This is a genomic window from Pseudomonas nunensis (assembly GCF_024296925.1).
Lineage (GTDB): Bacteria > Pseudomonadota > Gammaproteobacteria > Pseudomonadales > Pseudomonadaceae > Aquipseudomonas > Aquipseudomonas nunensis.
On record NZ_CP101125.1, the window covers coordinates 3,249,625 to 3,268,644 of the forward strand.

Sequence of the window (19,020 nt, forward strand, 5' to 3'; positions counted from 1 at the left end):
GAAACTCGATGGAAGCGTTCGACCAACAGTTCCACAGGCTGCATCAGGACGGCCTGCTGATCCTCACCAACGTCGCCGATGCCGCCGGGGCGCGGCTGGTGGAACAACTGGGCAACAAAGCCGTGGCCACCAGCAGTGCGGCGGTGGCTTGGGTGCATGGTTATCCCGACGGCAACGCCCTGCCCCTCGAACGTTTGGTGGCGACGGTGGAATCCATCGTGCGGGTGATCAATGTGCCGCTGACCGTGGACATTGAGGCCGGTTATTCCGATGACCTGGCGCGGGTCGGCGAAGTGATCGACGCGGTGCTCGCCGCCGGTGCCGTCGGGATCAACATCGAGGACGGCGCTTCCCCGCCCGAGTTGCTGGCACGCAAGATCGAAGTCGCCCGGCAAGTGGCCGAGCGCCGGGGCGTGAAGCTGTTTATCAATGCGCGCACCGACGTGTACCTCAAGGGCCTGGTGCCTGCCGAAGACCGCGTCGCCGAAACGCTCAGGCGCGCCGCACTGTATCAAGCCGCCGGGGCTGACGGGTTGTTCGCCGCGGGTGTGACGGCGGAGTACGAGATCGCCGCGATCTGCCGTGGCACGCCGCTGCCGGTGAACGTGCTGGGCTGGGCCTCCCTGCCGTCGCCCGAGGAACTGAAAACCCTCGGCGTGCGGCGCTTGAGTGCCGGGTCGGGCATCGCTGAATTCCTGTACGGCGCCATGGCGAGCGTGGCGAAAAGCTTTCTGGAAACCGGCAAGCTCGATACCCATGACCTCAAGGCACTCACCTATGGCGAAGTGAACTCGCTGCTGAAGAAAACTTGAGTTCCATGCCCGATATCTACCAGCCCGCCAGTGAATTTCTGGCCGCCCTCGATGACGACTGGCGGCGCCATATCACAGCCATCGGTCCGTGCCTGCATCAGCCGCATCCGGCGCGGGATCCGTATGAATCGCTGGTGCGCGCGATTGCCTATCAGCAGCTGCATGCCAAGGCCGGGGATGCGATTGTCGGGCGGTTGATTGGGTTGTTTCCTTCGAGTGCGTTCCCACGCCCGGAGCAGATCCTGGCGACAAGCTTTGAGCAGATGCGCAGCTGCGGGTTTTCCGCCGGCAAGATTGCGACCATTCAGGGGATTGCCCAGGCGACACTGGATGGGGTGGTGCCGGATTACGCTACGGCGCTGGCCATGGATGATGAAGCGTTGATCGAGCGCCTGATTACCTTGCGCGGGGTTGGGCGCTGGACGGTGGAGATGTTGTTGATCTACAGCCTGGAGCGGCCGGATATCTTGCCCGCCGATGATTTCGGCGTGCGTGAGGGCTATCGGCGGATGAAGGGGTTGGAGGTGCAGCCTACGCGTAAGCAGATGATTGAGATTGGGTTCGGGTGGAGTCCGTTTCGTACGGTGGCTTCGTGGTATTTGTGGCGGGTTCCCAAACAGTGAAAGGCTACAACCCCGTTTGATCTTTTGTCTGAGCGTACTGATCACCTGTCAGATCTGACAGTAGGCAATTTACCTTCGCCGTTCCATATTCGAACAACCCAGTAAGGGGCTAACCTTTTGGAGATTGTTCATGAACCTTCAGGACGAACCTTCTGTTACATCCCGTGCACCAGGCGATCTGGACCGCACATTTGGCACCAACGGAACGATGGATCAATTTGCCGTATACAGTCGGCCTCTCACCTTTTTCGGACAACGGCCCGACGGCAAAGCTCTGCTTGTAGGCACAGTCAGGAACGATGACGGTTTTTTCTATCAGTTGGCTCAGCTATTGCCCAATGGGAAACTCGATGAATCATTCGGCGATGAAGGTTTGGTCGTGGGAACTTTCAAAAAAGGAATCGGAGCGTCAGGACTTGGGGCTCAGTTGCTCGATGATGGAAGGATCATCTTGCTAGGCGCCCACAACGACGGCGAGCGAGGCGACGCGGTAGCGAGATTCCTGGCCGATGGGACGCTGGATACGAGTTTTGGCGACGGAGGTGTCGCACTGATTCCTCCTGTATTCAATGCTGAGCATAACGCTGCGCTGCAGGAGCAAAGTGAAAAATCAGGCACTGGACCTTCAACCATCATTGCCGTCGCACCGAATGGAAAAATCGTGATCGGGCGACAACGTCTGCTTCAACAGCTCGACGAAAATGGTGCCGCTGACCTGAGTTTCAACAAGACAGGCCATATTATCTTGGAGTACGTCACCATCACGGCAGTCAAAGTCTCAGAGAACGGTGTAATTACCGCGGCAGGTTCCGAAATAGACGCCGCCGCTGTACTGCGCTTTAACAGTGATGGAACGCCTGATACCAGTTTTTCAGACGATGGAATCCTACGATTCCGTGCCGAGGATACCGACACATCACTATCAGCCCTGCTACTGCGCCCCAATGGCAGCTTTTTTGTGGCGGGACATATCGACAGAGTACGTAACGATGTTTGGGGCGTCGGGCGACGCTGTTTACTGGCCGCCTTCAATGCCAGTGGTAGCCCGAATCTGACCTTCAATAATGGACAGCCATTGGTCAGCGAACTTGCAGGAGCGGGTAGTTGTGTGTGGGCAGACCTGGGGCTCGACACTGACAACCACATTATCGCGGTCGGCAGCACCGGCCGTAGGTCAGAAGAAATCAGCCTGGTGGGTCGTTACGAACTGAGTGGGAAACTGGACGCTTCATTTGGCCAGGGAAAAGGTTACGTCAATTCCAGGATTGGCATTGATCGAAATCTTTGGGAATCCGTCCTGGTGTTAGCGGACAAACGGATTCTGGCCACAGGTGTTTGCCGACTCCGGTTTGAAGAGGCTGTCGTTGCTTGCTATCTGGGTTGAACAGAAAATCTCGTGAGTGGAGCTTCCACTCACCAGTTTCACGTCCCTTGGCGCGCGATTAACACTGCACATCTACAACCCCGACTTCAACCGACTGAACGCCCGAATCAACGCCCGGTTGAACGCCTTGCCATTGTCATTCTTGCTATACAACGAAGCCCTCACCGCCGCCGACGGATACGTTCCCGGATCATTACGAATCGCCGGATCGATCAACTCGTCCGCCGCCGTGATCGCATTGGCGTAGTGAATGGTGTCGGTGATCGGCGCAATCACTTGCGGGGTCATCAGGTAATCCATCAACGCCAGCCCGGCCTGCGGATGCGGCGCGTCCTTGGGAATGACCATGGCGTCGAACCAGATCAACGTGCCCTCCTTCGGTATGCGGTAATTCAGTTTGAACGGCTTGTTCGCCGCCGAAGCCTGGCCGGCAGCGATGGCCACGTTGCCGTTCCACGACATGGCCACACAGGTGTTGCCGTTGGCGAGATCGCTGATGTTCAAATCGTTGTCGAAGTAGCGGATGTAGGGCCGGATTTTCGCCAGTTGCTGCTCGGCGAGTTTCAGGTCATCGAGGTTCTGGCGATTGATGTCCAGGCCCATGTACTTCATGACCGCCGCGAACACTTCGTTGGGATCGTTGAGCAGACTGACCCCGCAATCGGCGAATTTCGACACCACCGCCGGATCGAACAACATCGCCCAACTGTCCCGTGGTGCGTCAGGCAGACGCTGTTTCACCGCTTCCTCCTGATAGCCCACGCCCGTGGTGCCCCACGCGTAGATCCCGGCGTAGCGATTGCCCGGATCGAACACCGCCATGTGCTGGCGAAACTCTTCGCCAACGCCGGCAAAGTGCGGCAGTTGCTGCTTGTCCACGGTCTGGATCGCGCCGCTCTGGATCGCCCGGGACAAATGCTGCCCCGCCGTCAGCACGAGGTCATAGCCGCTGCGTCCGGTGAGCAGTTTGGTCTCGACGGTTTCCAGCGAATCGAAGTGATCGGCGACCACATGAATGCCGGTCTGCTTCTCGAAATTGCTCAAGGTGTCCGGGGCCAGGTACTCGCCCCAGATGTACAAGTTGACCACCGGTTTGGTGGTGTCGGCGGCCTGCACACACAGGGGTGCAAGCACCAGCAATAACGCCTGAGTCAGTTTGTGCAGGCCCATGATTACACTCCCTGTTTATTGCAAGCAGGCGCAGCGTACTGCGGCATGGTGATACAGGCGACGTTGCCGCCGCCAAGGAGGATTTCCCGGGAGTTTTCGATGCCGACGATTTTGTGCTGCGGGAACAGTTCCGCGAGGGTCGCCAACGCCGCCTGATCCTGACGGTCACCGAACAGCGGCACCACGATCGAGGTGTTGCCGGCGTAGTAGTTGATGTACGACGCGCAGATTTTCGTCCCGGCCTGACGGGTATGGGTACTGTCCTGCTGGTCGAGGCCTTCGGCTTCTTCGGCGGTCCATTCCAGCACGTCCGGTTGCGGCAATTTGTGCACGATCAACTCGCGGCCACGGCTATCGCGGGTGCTGCGCAGGATGTCGTAGGCTTCCTGGTAGATTTCCCACTGCGGGTCATCGCGATTGTCGGTCCATTGCAGCACCACTTCGCCGGGACGGACGAAGCACGCGAGGTCATCGACGTGGCCATCGGTTTCGTCGAATTTGCAGCCCCGTGGCAGCCAGATGATCTGCTCGGCGCCGAGGTAATCGGTCAGCCGCCGGGTGACTTCTTCTTTGCCCAGATGTTGATTGCGATTGCGGTTGAGCAGGCATTGTTCGGTGGTGAGGATGCTGCCCTGGCCGTCGCTCTGGATGCCGCCGAGTTCGGCAATCAGCGGCGCGCGGTAACGGTCGAAACGTTCGATTTCGAGGATCTTGCTCGCGATCTGGTCGTCCTTGTCCCACGGGTAGTACAAGCCGCCGCCGAGGCCGCCGTAGGCGTTGAATTCGAAATCTACGCCGCGCACTTCGCCACTGGCGTCGTTGACCACAAAGCACGGGCCGCTGTCGCGGAACCAGGTGTCGTTGCAGGTCATTTCCACTACCCGCACTTGCGGCGGCAGTTGACGGCGGGCGGTGGCGAATTGTGCGGCGGAGGCACACACGGTAACCGGTTCGCTCTGGGAGATCGCGGTGACGATCTGCACCCAAACTTTCTGCGCAGGCTTTGCGCCGTTGCGCCATACATCAGTGCGCTCCGGCCAGCCGAGCCAGCATCCGGATTTGCTTTCGAACTCGCCGGGCAGGCGGAAACCGTCGTGCTTAGGGGTGGAATCGAGCAAACGTGCCATGGGCAAACCTCATCAGCGGGGATTGGAATGACCACAGGCTAAGGTCGCCAGCGCCCTCCTCGCCAACGATGATTATTTCGGAATAGTTGAATTCAACTCATCAATCGATCAGCTGATCGTTGAACCATTCCAGCATCTGCGCCACGGCCGGGCGCTCCAGTCGCACCCGTTCGCACACCAGCGCATATTGGCCCAGTGCGGTGATATTGGCGGTGAAGGGACGCACCAACCGACCGCTGAGCAAATCTTCCTGGGCCGTGAGGTTGTCGCCCATGGCCACGCCCTGCCCTTGGGCCGCCGCTTCCAGCGCCAGACCGGCGTGGGCGAAATACAACTGGCGTTCAGGGCGCTGGTCGCCGGCATGGCTGGTGAGCCAAGCGGTCCAGGTCTTGCCGTCCTGATCGTCGTGCAGCAGGCAATGGCGGGCCAGGTCCTTCGGGGTTTTGAGGGTGCCCTGGTTGAACAGGCCGGGGCTGCACACCGGGAAGAACTGCAACGCCGGCAATGGCCGGACGAAGTACGCACTGCTGTCCACCGGGCCGGTGCCGTAGGTGATCGCCAGGTCGATGTCTTCCCCCGGCGCGGTGGCGTCGATCGGTTGTTCGTAGAGGTGCAAGGTGATGTGCGGATAGCGCGCGTAGAAATCCGTGAGGCGACTCATCAACCATTTTTGCGCCAACTCGGCGGTGACCGCCAGGCGCAACACGGCGAGGGATGACGGGTCGCGCAGTTCATCGCAGGCCTCGCCGATCAGCTCGAAGGCGTGCTGCAAGCTCTGCATCAAGCGCCCGGCGGCCATGGTCGGGCGAATCTGCCGGCCTTCGCGGATAAACAGCGACACGCCCAGTTGCTCTTCGAGCTGGCGGATCTGATGGCTGACGGCGCTGTCGGTGACACACAACTCGGCGGCCGCCCGGCCGAAATGCGCGTGGCGAGCGGCGCATTCGAAGGTTTTGAGTGCTGCCAGGGAGGGTAGTCGTCGCATGATCAGGGCCCTTTTTTAGGTGCTCATGCTGACTTGGCGGGCGGTGGGCGTCCAGTGGGACCGCGTTATCGTTCTTCGCGAGCAAGCCCGCTCCCACATTAGCCTTGTGCCCGACACATATCCCCTGTGGGAGCGGGCTTGCTCGCGAAGGCGCCGGCCCATTCACCAACATTCCCCCAGTCCATCACCCGACTTTATCCACCATGACTTCCCCACAATCCCGGCGCATGTTGATCCCTCAATCGGAGGGATTCGTCATGCTCAATGCACTCAAACAGATCAATTCAACTTCAGCTTTCAACCGCTGGGCCGGTTTCGAAGTGACCCGCGCCGAGAGCGGTGAAGCCGACCTCACTATGGCGTTTCGAGAAGCGGATATGGCGCAATACGCCGGTTTCCTGCACGCCGGGCTGATCGGTGCGCTGCTCGACACCGCCTGCGGGTTTGCTGCCGGGACGGTGGCCGGCAACGTGCTGGCTTCGCACTTTTCGGTCAACTGCCTGGCCCCGGCGGTCGGTGAAGTGTTTATCGCCAAGGGCCGGGTGGTGAAGGCCGGCAAGAAGCAGGTGTTCGCCCGTGCCGAGTTGTTCGCGCAAACCGGCGATCAACTGAAACTGGTGGCGACCGGCGACGCGATTCTGGTGCCGGTCGAAAGTCGCTGAGGGTCTAGGCTGTCTTGAGTCCATTCAAGAACCGCCGGAGGTTGTCATGCAGCTCGAAGGTTCGTGCCATTGCGGCGCGGTGTCGTTCAATCTGACCAGCGCCCACCCCTACCCTTACCAGCGTTGCTATTGCTCGATCTGCCGCAAGACCCAGGGCGGTGGAGGGTATGCGATCAACATCAGTGGCGACGCGAACAGCCTGAAGGTGCGCGGGCGCAAACACATTTCGATCTACCATGCACGGCTCAAAGAAGACGGCGATAAACGCGCGCATAGCAGCACGGCGGAGCGGCATTTCTGTTCGGTGTGCGGCAGCGGTTTATGGCTGTTCAGCCCCGAGTGGCCAGAGCTGATCCACCCGTTCGCCTCGGCCATCGACACCCCGCTGCCGGTGCCGCCGGAGCACACGCATTTGATGCTGGGGTCGAAGGCGCCGTGGGTGGAGGTTGAGGTGAAGCCCAAGGATCAGGAGTTCGATGTTTACCCAGAGGAGTCAATTGCCGAGTGGCATGAGCGGTTGGGTTTGGAGAAGTAAACACAAACTCTGTGGCGAGGGAGCTTGCTCCCGCTGGGCTGCGAAGCGGCCCCAAAATCTATGTCGCACTATCAATTTTGCGAGCGCTTCGCACTCGAGCGGGAGCAAGCTCCCTCGCCACAGGTTACTCATCGCTCTTTCGGCACGTGGAAAAACATCAATTATTTTCCACCCCGCAGTTCCCCTTTGCGTTTTTCGTTCGGTTAACCCTTCAGAAGCATTCAATTACCGACCGATTGATACAAAGGGACCGCCATGCCGCACCACCTCGCCGCGCGTTTTCGTTTTGCCTTGTGCCCTTTGGCACTGGCCCTTCCGGCCGCCCTGCTGAGCCTTGCCTCCGCCGCCCAAGCCGCTGAAACCGGCACTTCGAAAGGCGATGCATTGCAACTGGACGCCACCAACATCTCCGCTCAGGGTTTGGGCGCGACCACCGAAGACACGCATTCCTACACCACCGGCCAGACGTCTTCGGCCACCGGTCTGCCGTTGTCGCTGCGGGAAACCCCGCAATCGGTCACCGTAATCACCCGTCAGCAAATGGATGATCGCGGTGTGCAGAGCGTCGGTGATGCGTTGCGCAACACCCCCGGCATCTCGACGCAAAAGTACGACAGCGACCGTACCGAGTTTTCCGCCCGTGGTTTCGCCATCACCAATTTCCAGTACGACGGCGTGAACCAGCCTTACGACGGTGTGTATGGCGAAAACCCTAACAATAGCGACGACTCCGCCAGCCTCGACCGCATCGAAGTGATCAAGGGCGCGACCGGCCTGATGACCGGTTCGGGCGATCCGTCCGCCACCGTCAACCTGATCCGCAAAAAGCCGACCAAGGAATTCAAAGCCTCGATCAGCGGCACTGTGGGTTCGTGGGATGCCTATCGCAGCGTTGGCGATATTTCCGGGTCGCTGAATGAATCCGGCAGCGTGCGCGGTCGTTTTGTCGGCTCGTACTCGAACAAGAATTCCTATCAGGATCACTACAGCCAGAAGAAAGACCTGTATTACGGGATTCTCGAAGCTGACCTGACGCCCGATACCCTGCTGACCTTCGGCATCGACAAATCCAGTGCGACCCCGCGCGGCAGTTCCTGGACCGGCAACCCGACGTATTTCTCCGATGGCGGGCGCACCGACTTCCCACGTCACTTCAACCCGGCCGCCGACTGGAGCCGTCGCGATTTCGACGAAACCACCTATTTCGCCTCGCTGGAGCAGGCCCTGGCGAATGACTGGAAACTCAAGGTCAGCGTCGATCAGAAAACCACGATTCACGACACCCAATTGGCCTCGGCCAGCGGCGGCAACCCGGATCGGGTCACCGGCGAAGGCATGTTCCTGTACTGGGGTCGCTGGGAAGGTCATCGGGTGCAGAACACCGCTGACGTGAACGTCTCCGGACCGTTCAGCCTGGGTGGTCGCGAGCACGAACTGGTGGCTGGCGTCATGACGTCCCACTCGCGCCAGACCGGTTCGACCTACGACACCAGCGCCTTCGAACTGGTGCCAGGCAGTATTTATGACTGGAACGGTCATCTGCCGAAACAGGAGTTCCCGAAGAACGGCAAATACGAGCGCACCCAGAGCCAGAACGGCGTGTACCTGGCCACGCGCCTGCGCCCGACCGACGATTTGTCGGTGATCCTCGGCAGCCGCTTGAGCACTTTCAAGTACAACGAAGATTACGGCTACAACCCTGGCGCCGGGCTGGACGACACTCACGCCAGCTACAAGGAACACGGCGTCGTCACGCCTTACGCCGGGGTGATCTATGACCTGAACGATGTGTACTCGGTGTACGCCAGCTACACCTCGATCTACCAGCCACAAACCTACAAGGACATTAACGGCACGACCCTGGCCCCGATCGAGGGCGACGCCTATGAAACCGGTCTGAAAGCGGCTTATTTCGACGGCAAACTGAATGCCAGCCTGGCCCTGTTCCGCATCGAGCAGGACGGCGTCGCCGAGTCGATCGGCACTAACGCGATCACCAATGAAGGCATCTACAAAGCGGTCGATGGCACCAAGACCCAAGGTATCGAACTGGAACTGGCCGGCGAACTGGCGGACGGCTGGAACCTGTCGGCTGGCTACACCTACGCCCGCACCCGCGATGCCGACGAGCAACGGATCTTCGGGTTCCCGCTGTCCACCAGCAAACCGGAACACGTGGTGCGCACCTTCACCACCTATCGCCTGCCCGGCGCGCTGGACAAGGTGACCGTCGGTGGCGGCATCAGTTGGCAGAGCGCTTTCTACGGCAAGATCTACAGCCCGACCGTCGGCGACTACACCCAGATCAAACAGGGCGGCTACACCCTCGTGGACCTGATGACTCGCTATCAGTACAACGAGCATCTGAGCTTCACGGCCAATGCCAACAACGTGTTCGACAAGCGTTATTTGACGGGGTTGGGCAACTTCGACACCACGTTCTACGGCGAGCCGCGGAATCTGACGTTGACCACGAAGTGGGATTTCTAAGGTCGGTGGCTGGGCCGGTGGTCTGCTCCCGGCTGATTTTTTGGTGTTGCTGATGGCCTAATCGCGAGCAAGCTCGCTCCCACATTGGTTTTGTGAACGACACAAATCCCCTGTGGGAGCGAGCTTGCTCGCGATGGCGTCCGTGGGCCAACACAGCTAGTCGAGATGCGCCCAGGTCATGCGAAACGACGCCCCACCCCACGGCGAATCCGCCACTTCGACCTGCCCGCCATGGGATTGCGACACCCGTCGTACCAACGCCAACCCCAGCCCGAAACCACCGGTCCGCCGATCCCGACTGGCATCCAGCCGCGAGAACGGTTCGAAGATTTTCTCCCGCCCATCCACCGGCACACCCGGCCCATCATCATTGACCTGCACTTCATACTGATCGCCACTGCGCACCAGCGACACTTCTACCCGCCCGGCGGCATAACGAATGGCATTGCGCAGCAGGTTGATCACCGCCCTCGCCATAAAGCGCGGCTCGATCCGCACTTCATCAATCTGGCACTCGACAATCAGCAGTTGCACCCCCGCCGCTTCCGCTTCCAGCGCCACGCTGCCGACTACGCTGTCGAGCCAGCTGCTGGCCTGGATATTCTCCCGGGTGATCACCGTGGCGCCGCGTTCCAGGCTGGCGTAAGTCAGCAGTTCCGAGACCATTTCTTCCAGCTCGCCAAGGTCGGCGTACATGTCGGCAATCAATTCGCGGTTCTGCGCCGGATCGGGTTGTTGCTTGAGCTGATCGAGTTCAAATGACAGCCGCGCAATCGGCGTGCGCAACTCATGGGATACCGCGTTGGTCAGCTCGCGCTGATTGGCGATCAGGCCTTCGATGCGCGCGGCCATCAGGTTGAAGTGTTCGGACAAATCGCGAATGTTCGAGCGCTTGGACAACTGGATCCGCGACGACAGATCGTTATCGCCAAAGCGCTCGGCGGCCAGACGCAGTTTCTCCAGATCCCGCCAGTGTGGGCGCACCCAGAAGAACAGTACGATGCCGATCAGCACCGCCAGCATCAGGTAAGCCGCCGTGATGTAGAACGGCATCAGGCTCGGCTCCGCCGGCAACTTGATGCTCAGCAGCTGCGGCCCCCCATCAATCGAAGAAATGAACTGCGTGTACTTCTCCCGAATCACCAGCAGGCCTTCGGCCAGCAAGGCTTTTTCCTGATCATCGAGGGCAAGATCGTCAGCATTGACCAGCGTCAGACCCAAGCCGTAATGCGGGCGCAGCGCCTCCAGTTGTTGCTCGCGCCCCGGCCCTTCCAGACCGCGAATCTGCTCCACCAGCGAATACGCCTGCCCGCGCACGGCCTCGCGGTTATACGCCTGCATCTGGTTATCGAGCAGTGCGTTAAAGGTGTGTTCGACGGTCTGCAACGCCAACACCAGCCCAACGGCCAGCATCAGGTACAACCCAAGAAATAACCGCAGCATCTAAAGCTCCCACGCGAACGGATTGAACAGGTAACCCTTGCCCCAAACGGTCTTGATGCACACCGGCTCCCGAGGATTGTCCCGGAGCTTGGCGCGCAGCTTGCTGATGTAGACGTCGACGCTGCGGTTGAGGCCATCGAAAGCGATGCCGCGCATGCGGTTGAGGATGTCATCCCGGGACAAAATCTTGCCGGCGGCGCTGGCCAGCAACCACAGCAGCTCGAACTCCATGGTGGTCAGCTCGATGCCCTCGCCCGCCAGGCGCACTTCGCGGCAGCTGCGGTCGATGCTCAGATGGCCGAACTCCAGGGCGCTGCACACGGCGGTTTCAGGCACTTGCCGACGTTGCAACGCACGCAGACGGGCCAGCAGCACTGGCGGTTTGATCGGTTTGATCACGTAGTCATCGGCGCCGGATTCCAGGCCGAGGATATGGTCGAGGTCGTCTTCCTTGGCGGTGAGGATGACGATGGGCGTGTCAGACACGCTGCGAATCTCGCGGCACACGTGCAAGCCGCTCTGGCCCGGCAACATCAGGTCGAGCACGACGATTTTCGGTTTGAATTCCAGAAACGCGGCCAACGCCAGGTCGCCACGGTGCACTGCCCGGACCTCGTAGCCATGTTGGGACAGGAAATGCGCGATCAGCCCGGCGAGCTTCTCGTCATCTTCCACCAGCAAAACTTTGCCAAAACCCAGGTTATCCATAACGACCGTCTGCCAACCCCTGTTTGAAGTGGGCGGCATTATGGCGGCAATCGATGGCGGGACGGTGACGGCAGGCAGCAAAAACCGGCCATGGGGGCCGGTTTTGGGTGATGTTTCATACTCTTAAGAGTTTTTAACAGTTTTGAATCAATAGATCACACCTGATTTGCCGAAGGCTGCAATTTTTGATACTCAGCTGGCTGATTGGGGTGACGGTGGCATGCGGGACACCACGTCTTACGATTTAACCACTATTCGACAGAACGAAATTTTACAAGAGGAGCTAAGCCAAAAAAGATTCTGACGTGAATCCGTCATGACAAAGGCAAAACGCCAGATACAACCAAAACATTTTCTTGCGCTATTTCAACCGAGTCCTCTCCAAAGAACCAACGCTCTTCATTTCTAATTGGATCAATAACGAGGCCCACACTATATTTAGTGTTAAAAAAGTCACGTTGGGTTTTTCTGTCGGTACCACTAAAAAACGCTCCCAAGTCAGGATGACTGTGATACCAACCAACAACAAAACTATTTGGCTCTCTATTGGCATTCGCGCGCTGCCAGACTTCGGCACCCATGCTTAGAGAGACAGACGTAGAGTTGAACACCTTGCTATCCATGAAACTGGAAACTTTAACTATGGTGACTCCTCGCTCAAGATCGAGTGAGCTCACAACACTTCCAATGAGTAGTCCGCCCAACTCAACCCGCTCAGAGCTTAAGTGCAAAAGTATATCTTCCCTGACGCGCGATTCCATTATAACGACGGGGCAGTCTTTCGACGAACTGATCAACCTAACCAAATCGAAAGAACTCCATCCTCGTGAAAACTCAGCCAGGCCCACCGAGAATATATCTGCCTTTACATTATTCCATTTCATATTTACGTTTCTATATAAAACGTGACGTTACATTTTGGACAGGAGACATTTCCTTTTTTACCAAATGGCACGCGAAGAGATGCTTTACATGAAGGACAGATTATCACCGCTTTTTCAGTAGTCTCGCTGCTCACGTTGTTCCAGCCAACCTTCCCTGCAGGCTGCTCTTTGATGATCAACTTTCCGGTAGGAAAAGCATTTGGACTAGTCCTTACGGCAGTCCTGTACCAAAGCAGCGCATCTCTATTCGCGGGCGACGCTTCGTTCAAGATAGTCTCGTCGAACGTTATAATTTGAATAATCCGTTTAACTAACAAATCGAGACCTTGTGTGGGAAGCCATTTACTCCCCAAACAGACCCTGCCGGAACTATATACATTAGGGTGAAATATTGGGGTTGTAATCGTCGCTACCGGTTCCTGAAAAGGATAACGGCTTAAAAGCTCTATTTTTACTTCTGTTCTTTTCTGTACAAGCTGCGGATATTTTGTGGATGGAGCAGTAGGAAAATTTAGTTCAAGAATAATCGTGTTAATAGGATTGCCTGATTTGCTCCTAATCGTCACACGTCCCTCTGCGGCTTTAGAAAGTTCTTCAATTTTACGCAGATCCTGGAACACGCGCTCAGCCATAGCATTCATAACTTACTACCCCGCGACAAGTACCGGTTGAACCTCAAGAATATCCCCGTTTTTTACACCTGCATCTTGAAGCAACGCATTTGGCGTAAGCGTTTTACCAGTGGTTGTATTAACCAAACTGTAGTCTGTATCAATCGGCAGCGACCAGTTATCCACCGACGCTTGTATGATGTCCGCCCCCGTATTACTGCTTTTCAACGCCACTTCAGCCTTCCTTGTCTGATCGGCCGTTCTAATAATCACGTTGATATCCGACACTTCAATTACTCCATCTCGATAATAGTTGTCTGTTCGTTTACACACATACGGATGAATTTACAAGGAAACTGCATTCCGTAAAAATCATGATTTAATTCGTGCAGCGAAAATGAATCCTTGATCACGACCTGCACCGAATCAATTCCACAGCGCACACATGTGTTAATTGATGCATCATAACTTGAAGCCCGCTGAAAAATAATATCGAAGTCGTCGATTGACGGACTGCACACGACACACCGAGTTGAAACCAGCACTGGATCACTGGTAACTACGTAATCATCTGAATCCCCCGCAGGAAAACCCAGACTGCTATGGATTTGCGAACCTCCCTTCAACACTGAAACTCGCCCAACCAATAATGCGCAAGCAGGACAACTGCAACTCGATTCAATGCTGCTGAGTGTTGAGCGCCCACTGAATGAATCAATCAATATTCGTTTCGATTCATCAAGAGCAACGCCTCTGGTCATATCAAGTGCATTTGAGACTGCTAACGCGCCAGTCAGGCTGGATGTTATTATTGTCGTGGGAATCTTCTTCTCGACAAAAGAGATTTTTTTCAACCACCCGCAAGAGTATCGTGCCTGCATTCGCTCATAAGCACTATTAGGAAGATTACATTCATAGCACGCCACACGCGTTGTTGAGGCAAAAGGAAAAACTTCGACTTGGCAGAATCGGCTATCTATCCCCGTATTTATAAGATTTGTTTTAGCGATCAAGCAGAGTTGATTGAGCCTAATCCTGGCCTCAAAATTATCAACGCAACAAATAATGCAACTATATGATGCCGCTCGATCCAATGACATTTCATCCCAAAAATCCCCGAGAAAAAACCCCACATTGATATTCGGATCAAGCTCTTCTATCCGCGCGGCGGCGACCTCTGCCTTAAAGCTACCAACATCGCCTTCCCTAAAAAGAACGCTTCTCGTCAGATTATGAAGTTCGATAGTATCAAAGTCATACAGATCAACATTACCGACCCCGAGCAGAGCCAAGTTTTTTGCAACTTCATTTCCTACGGCGCCACAGCCAACAATCGCAAACGTTGCAGCCTTCACATCTTCCTGTGAAAACCAATCGATTAAAGAATGACGCTGATAGCGGTCACTGCTCATGACTCTTCTCCTTTTTTATCTGCTCAATAGCCTGATTCAATAACTTGATAACTTCCGTAACATAGCTGGACATAAAAGCGTCCGCTCTATCAGGATGATAAAGCTTGATTTTTCTTCGATAAGCCCCCTTCACCTCATCCAATGTCGCCGTTTCAGAGACACCTAAACGCTCGTACGGATTCTGACATTTAATGCGATCAAGCTGACTCTTATAGCCAGTGTCAATATCAACCCACTTCATTAACCGACACTCAGAATCATTGCTTTTTCAGAAACAACTATTTCGAATCCAAAATCAGGATGCTCAATAATCAGTCCTCGAACCTTGACTCTCTTTCCACTCAAACCGAGAATTTGGCTTCCGCCAATTTTTTTGACAGCCCCACGAAAAAACACCAATTTAAAACTCTTCACCCACGACTTATCTTCAAACATAACGGCGTAGTCGTTACCTCGGCTGCTTTCCCTTACCTTATGTACCAGGCCTTCAAATGTAACAACCGAACCCACATACTGGTGATAATTACCTAACGTCACAACATCTGGCGTGTAATCTCTTCCTTTGGACGGCGCTCCAAAAACAACCGATATAATATTTATAGAAGGACAGGAAACGCACTGAGCGTTATTCACCTCTTTTAGGAGCTGAAAGCTTTCAGTGTGATAGTAAACCTTGCAGGCTTGACATTGATACAGACCTAACTTTTGATTAAGCAGGGCACCTGTAAAAGCATCATGCAAGCCGCTCAAATCAGTGGCAATAGATTTAGTGCCTGCAGCAGGGGCAGCCGAAGCATCTTTAAAACTTATAGCCGGCTTGTTTACAGAACGCGCAGCAGGGCGAAATACTTCATTGCTGGGTGGCTTTGGTTGTGGTTGTGGTTGTGGTTGTGGCGGTGGCGGTGGCGGTGGCGGTGCCGGACGAACCGGCCTTGGTGCAGGAGTAACGGTGGAAGTTCGCACCGGCGCAACACTGGAGCGCCGTTGATTGTCCTTTTTAACTGACAAACGCCACTTGGACACTAACACCCAAATTAACCATATACCTCCAACTACTATTAACGAGCCCATCGCATTCCTTCGCTGCAATCAATTCTAAAATAAAAACAACAATAGCTTTTTAGCAGGATTTCCAGACACCAGGCCCATCAAATAGACCCCGCGCAACATCCACCGTTTACTTACCAATTTCCCAATCTAACCCATAGGCAAGTATCTGTCTATCCGCTCAGATTACGAGGGCGGCAGCTTCACCCGGAAGGCGATACATACAACCTATCTTTTGGCGCTACGCTCCTCGCCCCCCTCTCGCGCCAACAGCAAAACTATTGATGGAATAAAAATTGACGTCCACATAAAAGCTTGAGGTTGCGCCGTTTTATTGACAGCTGACTCTCGGATTTTATTAAACAGTTTCTTGTGCTACCCAACCATGATGGGGCAACTTAAGACAAGAGGAAATGCAGGGCCCAGCTTCAGTGAACGACCCTGCACTACACGTTTTTAATATGTCGAATCATCAATTCGAAGCTTGCTACTTACTCGACAGGGGTTATGACCAGCATTTATGCGGCGGTCGGCACGCCGCTGTGAAAACGGAATTCCACGTCCGGCGACTCAATCAATTCCTGCTCGGCGGCGCGTACCCGGTCGATGACCTGGGCGATGTCCTTGGCGTCGCCGTACTGGTAGGCCAGTTTCAGGTAACCCTGGAAATGCCGGGCCTCGCTTTTCAGCAAGCCGAAGTAGAACTTGCCCAATTCTTCATCCAGATGCGGCACCAGCGCCTCGAAACGCTCGCAGCTGCGGGCCTCGATAAACGCGCCGACTACCAGGGTATCCACCAGTTTCACCGGTTCGTGGCTGCGCACGACTTTGCGCAGGCCCGAGGCGTAACGCCCGGCGGAGAGCTGGCGCAGTTCGATCTTGCGCTTTTTCATCAGGCGCATGACCTGCTCGTGGTGCACCAGTTCTTCCCGGGCCAGGCGCGACATCAGGTTGATCAAATCGACGTGGGAGTGATACTTGGCGATCAGGCTCAACGCCGTGCTGGCGGCCTTGAATTCGCAGTTCTTGTGGTCGATCAGCAAGGTTTCCTGATCGGCCAGCGCGGCCTGGACCCAGCCGTCAGGAGTGCGGCAGCCGAGGAACTCGTGAATTTCGGGAAGGATCATGGGGCTCACGGATAAAAGGTTCAAAACGAAGGGCGCCGATTATACGGGCTTGTCGGCAGACCACCAGTCGCCGCCATTGATATGCATCAAGTCCCGTGTTGCCGGGCAGCAACTATAGTTGTCCAACGCAGTGTTTTTCATCTTCAGGAGATCCCGATCATGCAAGCCATACGCAGCATTCTGGTGGTCATCGAACCCGAACACTCGGAAAGCCTGGCGCTCAAGCGGGCCAAGCTGATCGCGGGCGTGACCCAGGCCCATCTGCACTTGCTGGTGTGTGATCGCAAGCATGATCACAGCGCGATGCTGGGCGTGCTCAAGGCGGCACTGGTGGAGGACGGCTACAGCGTCACCACCGAGCAGGCCTGGAACGAAAGCCTGCACGAAACCATCGTCGATGTGCAGCAAGCCGAAGGCTGCGGGCTGGTGATCAAGCAGCATTTCCCCGACAGCCCGCTGAAAAAGGCCCTGCTGACCCCGGCGGACTGGAAACTGCTGCGTTACTGCCCAACGCCGGTATTGCTGGTGAAAACCTCGAAACCCTGGACTGGCGGGGTCATTCTGGCGGCCATCGACGTCGGCAACACCGACGGCGAACACCGCACGCTGCATGCCTGCATCGTCGATCATGGGTACGACATCGCCAGCCTGGCCAAGGCGCAGTTGCACGTGATCAGTGCGCATCCTTCGCCGATGCTCTCGTCAGCCGACCCGACCTTCCAGCTCAGCGAAACCATCCAGGCGCGCTATCGCGAGCAGTGCAAGGCGTTCCAGGCCGAATTCGACATCGATGACAACCACCTGCATATCGAGGAAGGCCCGGCGGATGTGTTGATTCCGTTCATGGTGCATAAGCTGCAGGCGGCGGTGATCGTGATCGGCACGGTGGCGCGGTCCGGGTTGTCCGGGGCGTTGATCGGCAATACGGCGGAAGTGGTGCTGGATGCGGTGGAGAGCGATGTGCTGGTGCTCAAACCGGATGAGATCATGGATCATCTGGAAGAGGTTGTGACGCGGCATTGAGATTTGTAGCGTCTGGTCGGGCGCCTTCGCGAGCAAGCCCGCTCCCACATTGGATCTATGGCGTTCACAAATCCCCTGTGGGAGCGGGCTTGCTCGCGAAGCTTTTAGGCGCCGAAGGCGTCCTTTAAAAAGCCCGGAGCGATATATCGCTGGTAATGCGCCTCCGACAGCAGGAAAAACTCCCGATCAATGGCATCGCGCAATTCCGGCAGGTTCCAGTCGCGGAACTCCGGCATCAGCACCATCCCGTAAGCCTCCAGATTGTTGATGACACGCGCGCCACGGGCGATCAACTGATAGGCCCAGCAATATTCCGACTGATGCGGCACAAAGCGGATTTTTCGCTGTTCGAGCTGCAAACGCAGGCGCTGGGGGTCGAAAACTTCCAGTTTGCTGGCCATCACCTGGGACAGCAGTTGCTCCAGACGCAACCACACCGCGCGTTTTTCTTCCTCGTTGTAACCGTTCCAGTTGATCACTTCGTGGTGGAAACGCTTGCAGCCACGGCACACCAGGTCACCGTAAACGGTGGAGCAGAGGCCGACGCAGGGGGTCTTGATGGTCTGATTGGGCATAGGTAGGCAAAACACGGGAAAGCAGAACAGGTCGGCATGTTAGCCCTTTGTCTAACATTGATCACCCCTCAAAGTTCAGGGGCTAACTTACCTTTAATTTTTTTTTGCCGTAGAATCAGCCAGCCTTTTAAGGCGCCAATGTCCGTTAGAAGCTGTTTTCAAAGCGTCACGAGCACAGTCGTTCCTTCAGAGCGGTGTTGGCGAAGGGTTTTTCCAGCGGGGAAAAGCTCTACGCCAACCCTCATCAGCTCCCCGTTCTGCAGGCGTAAAACTTTGAAAGCAGCTTCTGTAAGGAATTGTCGGTAATTCTGGCTAAGTGGCCCACAACGCCACGCAGCGCATGAGTACGGCAATTTCGGGATGAGCGTCCCGGACACCCATTTGGGACCACTGATGAGGGTA

The 19,020-nt window shown here is 56.3% G+C and carries 20 protein-coding genes; 7 read left to right on the forward strand and 13 right to left on the reverse strand.

Annotated elements, in window-relative coordinates; translation table 11 throughout:
* Nucleotides 1-8 precede the first annotated feature (8 nt).
* The 3 genes from NK667_RS13810 to NK667_RS13820 all read left to right on the forward strand — a co-directional run bounded on the left by NK667_RS13810 (nt 9) and on the right by NK667_RS13820 (nt 2,819).
* The gene (locus NK667_RS13810) at nt 9-812 is read left to right on the forward strand and encodes an isocitrate lyase/PEP mutase family protein (RefSeq protein WP_054615095.1); all 804 of its coding nucleotides are present in this window, start codon (nt 9-11) and stop codon (nt 810-812) included.
* 5 nt (nt 813-817) lie between these two features.
* Nucleotides 818-1,435 (forward strand): DNA-3-methyladenine glycosylase family protein, encoded by a 618-nt coding sequence (locus NK667_RS13815; RefSeq protein ID WP_054615096.1) that lies wholly within the window; start codon nt 818-820, stop codon nt 1,433-1,435.
* Nucleotides 1,436-1,565: 130 nt separating this feature from the next.
* Nucleotides 1,566-2,819, forward strand: coding sequence for an NHL repeat-containing protein (locus NK667_RS13820; RefSeq protein ID WP_054615097.1), 1,254 nt, complete (start codon nt 1,566-1,568; stop codon nt 2,817-2,819).
* A gap of 72 nt (nt 2,820-2,891) precedes the next feature.
* Here NK667_RS13820 and NK667_RS13825 read toward each other — a convergent pair whose 3' ends face one another.
* The 3 genes from NK667_RS13825 to NK667_RS13835 all read right to left on the reverse strand — a co-directional run bounded on the left by NK667_RS13825 (nt 2,892) and on the right by NK667_RS13835 (nt 6,101).
* Nucleotides 2,892-3,989 carry an extracellular solute-binding protein gene (locus NK667_RS13825; RefSeq protein WP_054615098.1) on the reverse strand — a complete coding sequence of 366 codons (1,098 nt, stop codon included), beginning with the start codon at nt 3,987-3,989 and terminating at the stop codon, nt 2,892-2,894.
* Between the two features lie 2 nt (nt 3,990-3,991).
* Nucleotides 3,992-5,116: an agmatine deiminase gene (gene aguA / locus NK667_RS13830; RefSeq protein ID WP_054615099.1), complete on the reverse strand. Its 1,125-nt coding sequence runs from the start codon at nt 5,114-5,116 to the stop codon at nt 3,992-3,994.
* 100 nt (nt 5,117-5,216) lie between these two features.
* Entirely contained in the window at nt 5,217-6,101 is an 885-nt protein-coding gene (locus NK667_RS13835) for a LysR substrate-binding domain-containing protein (RefSeq protein ID WP_054047475.1), read from the reverse strand.
* Between the two features lie 257 nt (nt 6,102-6,358).
* Here NK667_RS13835 and NK667_RS13840 point away from each other — a divergent pair, with 257 nt between their 5' ends.
* From NK667_RS13840 to NK667_RS13850, 3 genes are all read left to right on the forward strand, one after another.
* On the forward strand, nt 6,359-6,763 hold the full coding sequence (locus NK667_RS13840) for a PaaI family thioesterase (RefSeq protein ID WP_054615100.1): 405 nt from the start codon (nt 6,359-6,361) through the stop codon (nt 6,761-6,763).
* 46 nt (nt 6,764-6,809) lie between these two features.
* Nucleotides 6,810-7,298 (forward strand): GFA family protein, encoded by a 489-nt coding sequence (locus NK667_RS13845; RefSeq protein ID WP_054615101.1) that lies wholly within the window; start codon nt 6,810-6,812, stop codon nt 7,296-7,298.
* Between the two features lie 255 nt (nt 7,299-7,553).
* On the forward strand, nt 7,554-9,788 hold the full coding sequence (locus tag NK667_RS13850) for a TonB-dependent siderophore receptor (RefSeq protein WP_054615102.1): 2,235 nt from the start codon (nt 7,554-7,556) through the stop codon (nt 9,786-9,788).
* A 156-nt stretch (nt 9,789-9,944) separates the two neighbouring features.
* Here the strand turns inward: NK667_RS13850 and NK667_RS13855 are convergent, their stop codons facing one another.
* The 9 genes from NK667_RS13855 to NK667_RS13895 all read right to left on the reverse strand — a co-directional run bounded on the left by NK667_RS13855 (nt 9,945) and on the right by NK667_RS13895 (nt 17,020).
* Nucleotides 9,945-11,231, reverse strand: a complete 1,287-nt coding sequence (locus NK667_RS13855) for an ATP-binding protein (RefSeq protein WP_054615103.1) — start codon at nt 11,229-11,231, stop codon at nt 9,945-9,947.
* On the reverse strand, nt 11,232-11,939 hold the full coding sequence (locus NK667_RS13860; RefSeq protein ID WP_054047704.1) for a winged helix-turn-helix domain-containing protein: 708 nt from the start codon (nt 11,937-11,939) through the stop codon (nt 11,232-11,234).
* Between the two features lie 314 nt (nt 11,940-12,253).
* On the reverse strand, nt 12,254-12,823 hold the full coding sequence (locus NK667_RS13865; protein WP_054615104.1) for a Mov34/MPN/PAD-1 family protein: 570 nt from the start codon (nt 12,821-12,823) through the stop codon (nt 12,254-12,256).
* A gap of 2 nt (nt 12,824-12,825) precedes the next feature.
* Nucleotides 12,826-13,464 (reverse strand): ubiquitin-conjugating enzyme E2, encoded by a 639-nt coding sequence (locus tag NK667_RS13870; protein ID WP_083471326.1) that lies wholly within the window; start codon nt 13,462-13,464, stop codon nt 12,826-12,828.
* A 6-nt stretch (nt 13,465-13,470) separates the two neighbouring features.
* Entirely contained in the window at nt 13,471-13,722 is a 252-nt protein-coding gene (locus NK667_RS13875; protein WP_054615105.1) for a hypothetical protein, read from the reverse strand.
* A 5-nt stretch (nt 13,723-13,727) separates the two neighbouring features.
* Nucleotides 13,728-14,846, reverse strand: coding sequence for a HesA/MoeB/ThiF family protein (locus NK667_RS13880; protein ID WP_083471327.1), 1,119 nt, complete (start codon nt 14,844-14,846; stop codon nt 13,728-13,730).
* Nucleotides 14,836-15,087 carry a J domain-containing protein gene (locus NK667_RS13885; protein WP_054615106.1) on the reverse strand — a complete coding sequence of 84 codons (252 nt, stop codon included), beginning with the start codon at nt 15,085-15,087 and terminating at the stop codon, nt 14,836-14,838. Before NK667_RS13885 ends, NK667_RS13880 begins: the two co-directional genes overlap by 11 nt.
* Nucleotides 15,087-15,917, reverse strand: coding sequence for an OB-fold nucleic acid binding domain-containing protein (locus NK667_RS13890; protein WP_152980954.1), 831 nt, complete (start codon nt 15,915-15,917; stop codon nt 15,087-15,089). Before NK667_RS13890 ends, NK667_RS13885 begins: the two co-directional genes overlap by 1 nt.
* 494 nt (nt 15,918-16,411) lie before the next feature.
* Nucleotides 16,412-17,020: a MiaE family protein gene (locus NK667_RS13895; protein ID WP_054615108.1), complete on the reverse strand. Its 609-nt coding sequence runs from the start codon at nt 17,018-17,020 to the stop codon at nt 16,412-16,414.
* 159 nt (nt 17,021-17,179) lie between these two features.
* Here NK667_RS13895 and NK667_RS13900 point away from each other — a divergent pair, with 159 nt between their 5' ends.
* Entirely contained in the window at nt 17,180-18,043 is an 864-nt protein-coding gene (locus NK667_RS13900; RefSeq protein ID WP_054047464.1) for a universal stress protein, read from the forward strand.
* A gap of 104 nt (nt 18,044-18,147) precedes the next feature.
* Here the strand turns inward: NK667_RS13900 and NK667_RS13905 are convergent, their stop codons facing one another.
* Nucleotides 18,148-18,618, reverse strand: coding sequence for a DUF1289 domain-containing protein (locus tag NK667_RS13905; RefSeq protein ID WP_027923350.1), 471 nt, complete (start codon nt 18,616-18,618; stop codon nt 18,148-18,150).
* Between the last annotated feature and the right edge of the window lie 402 nt (nt 18,619-19,020).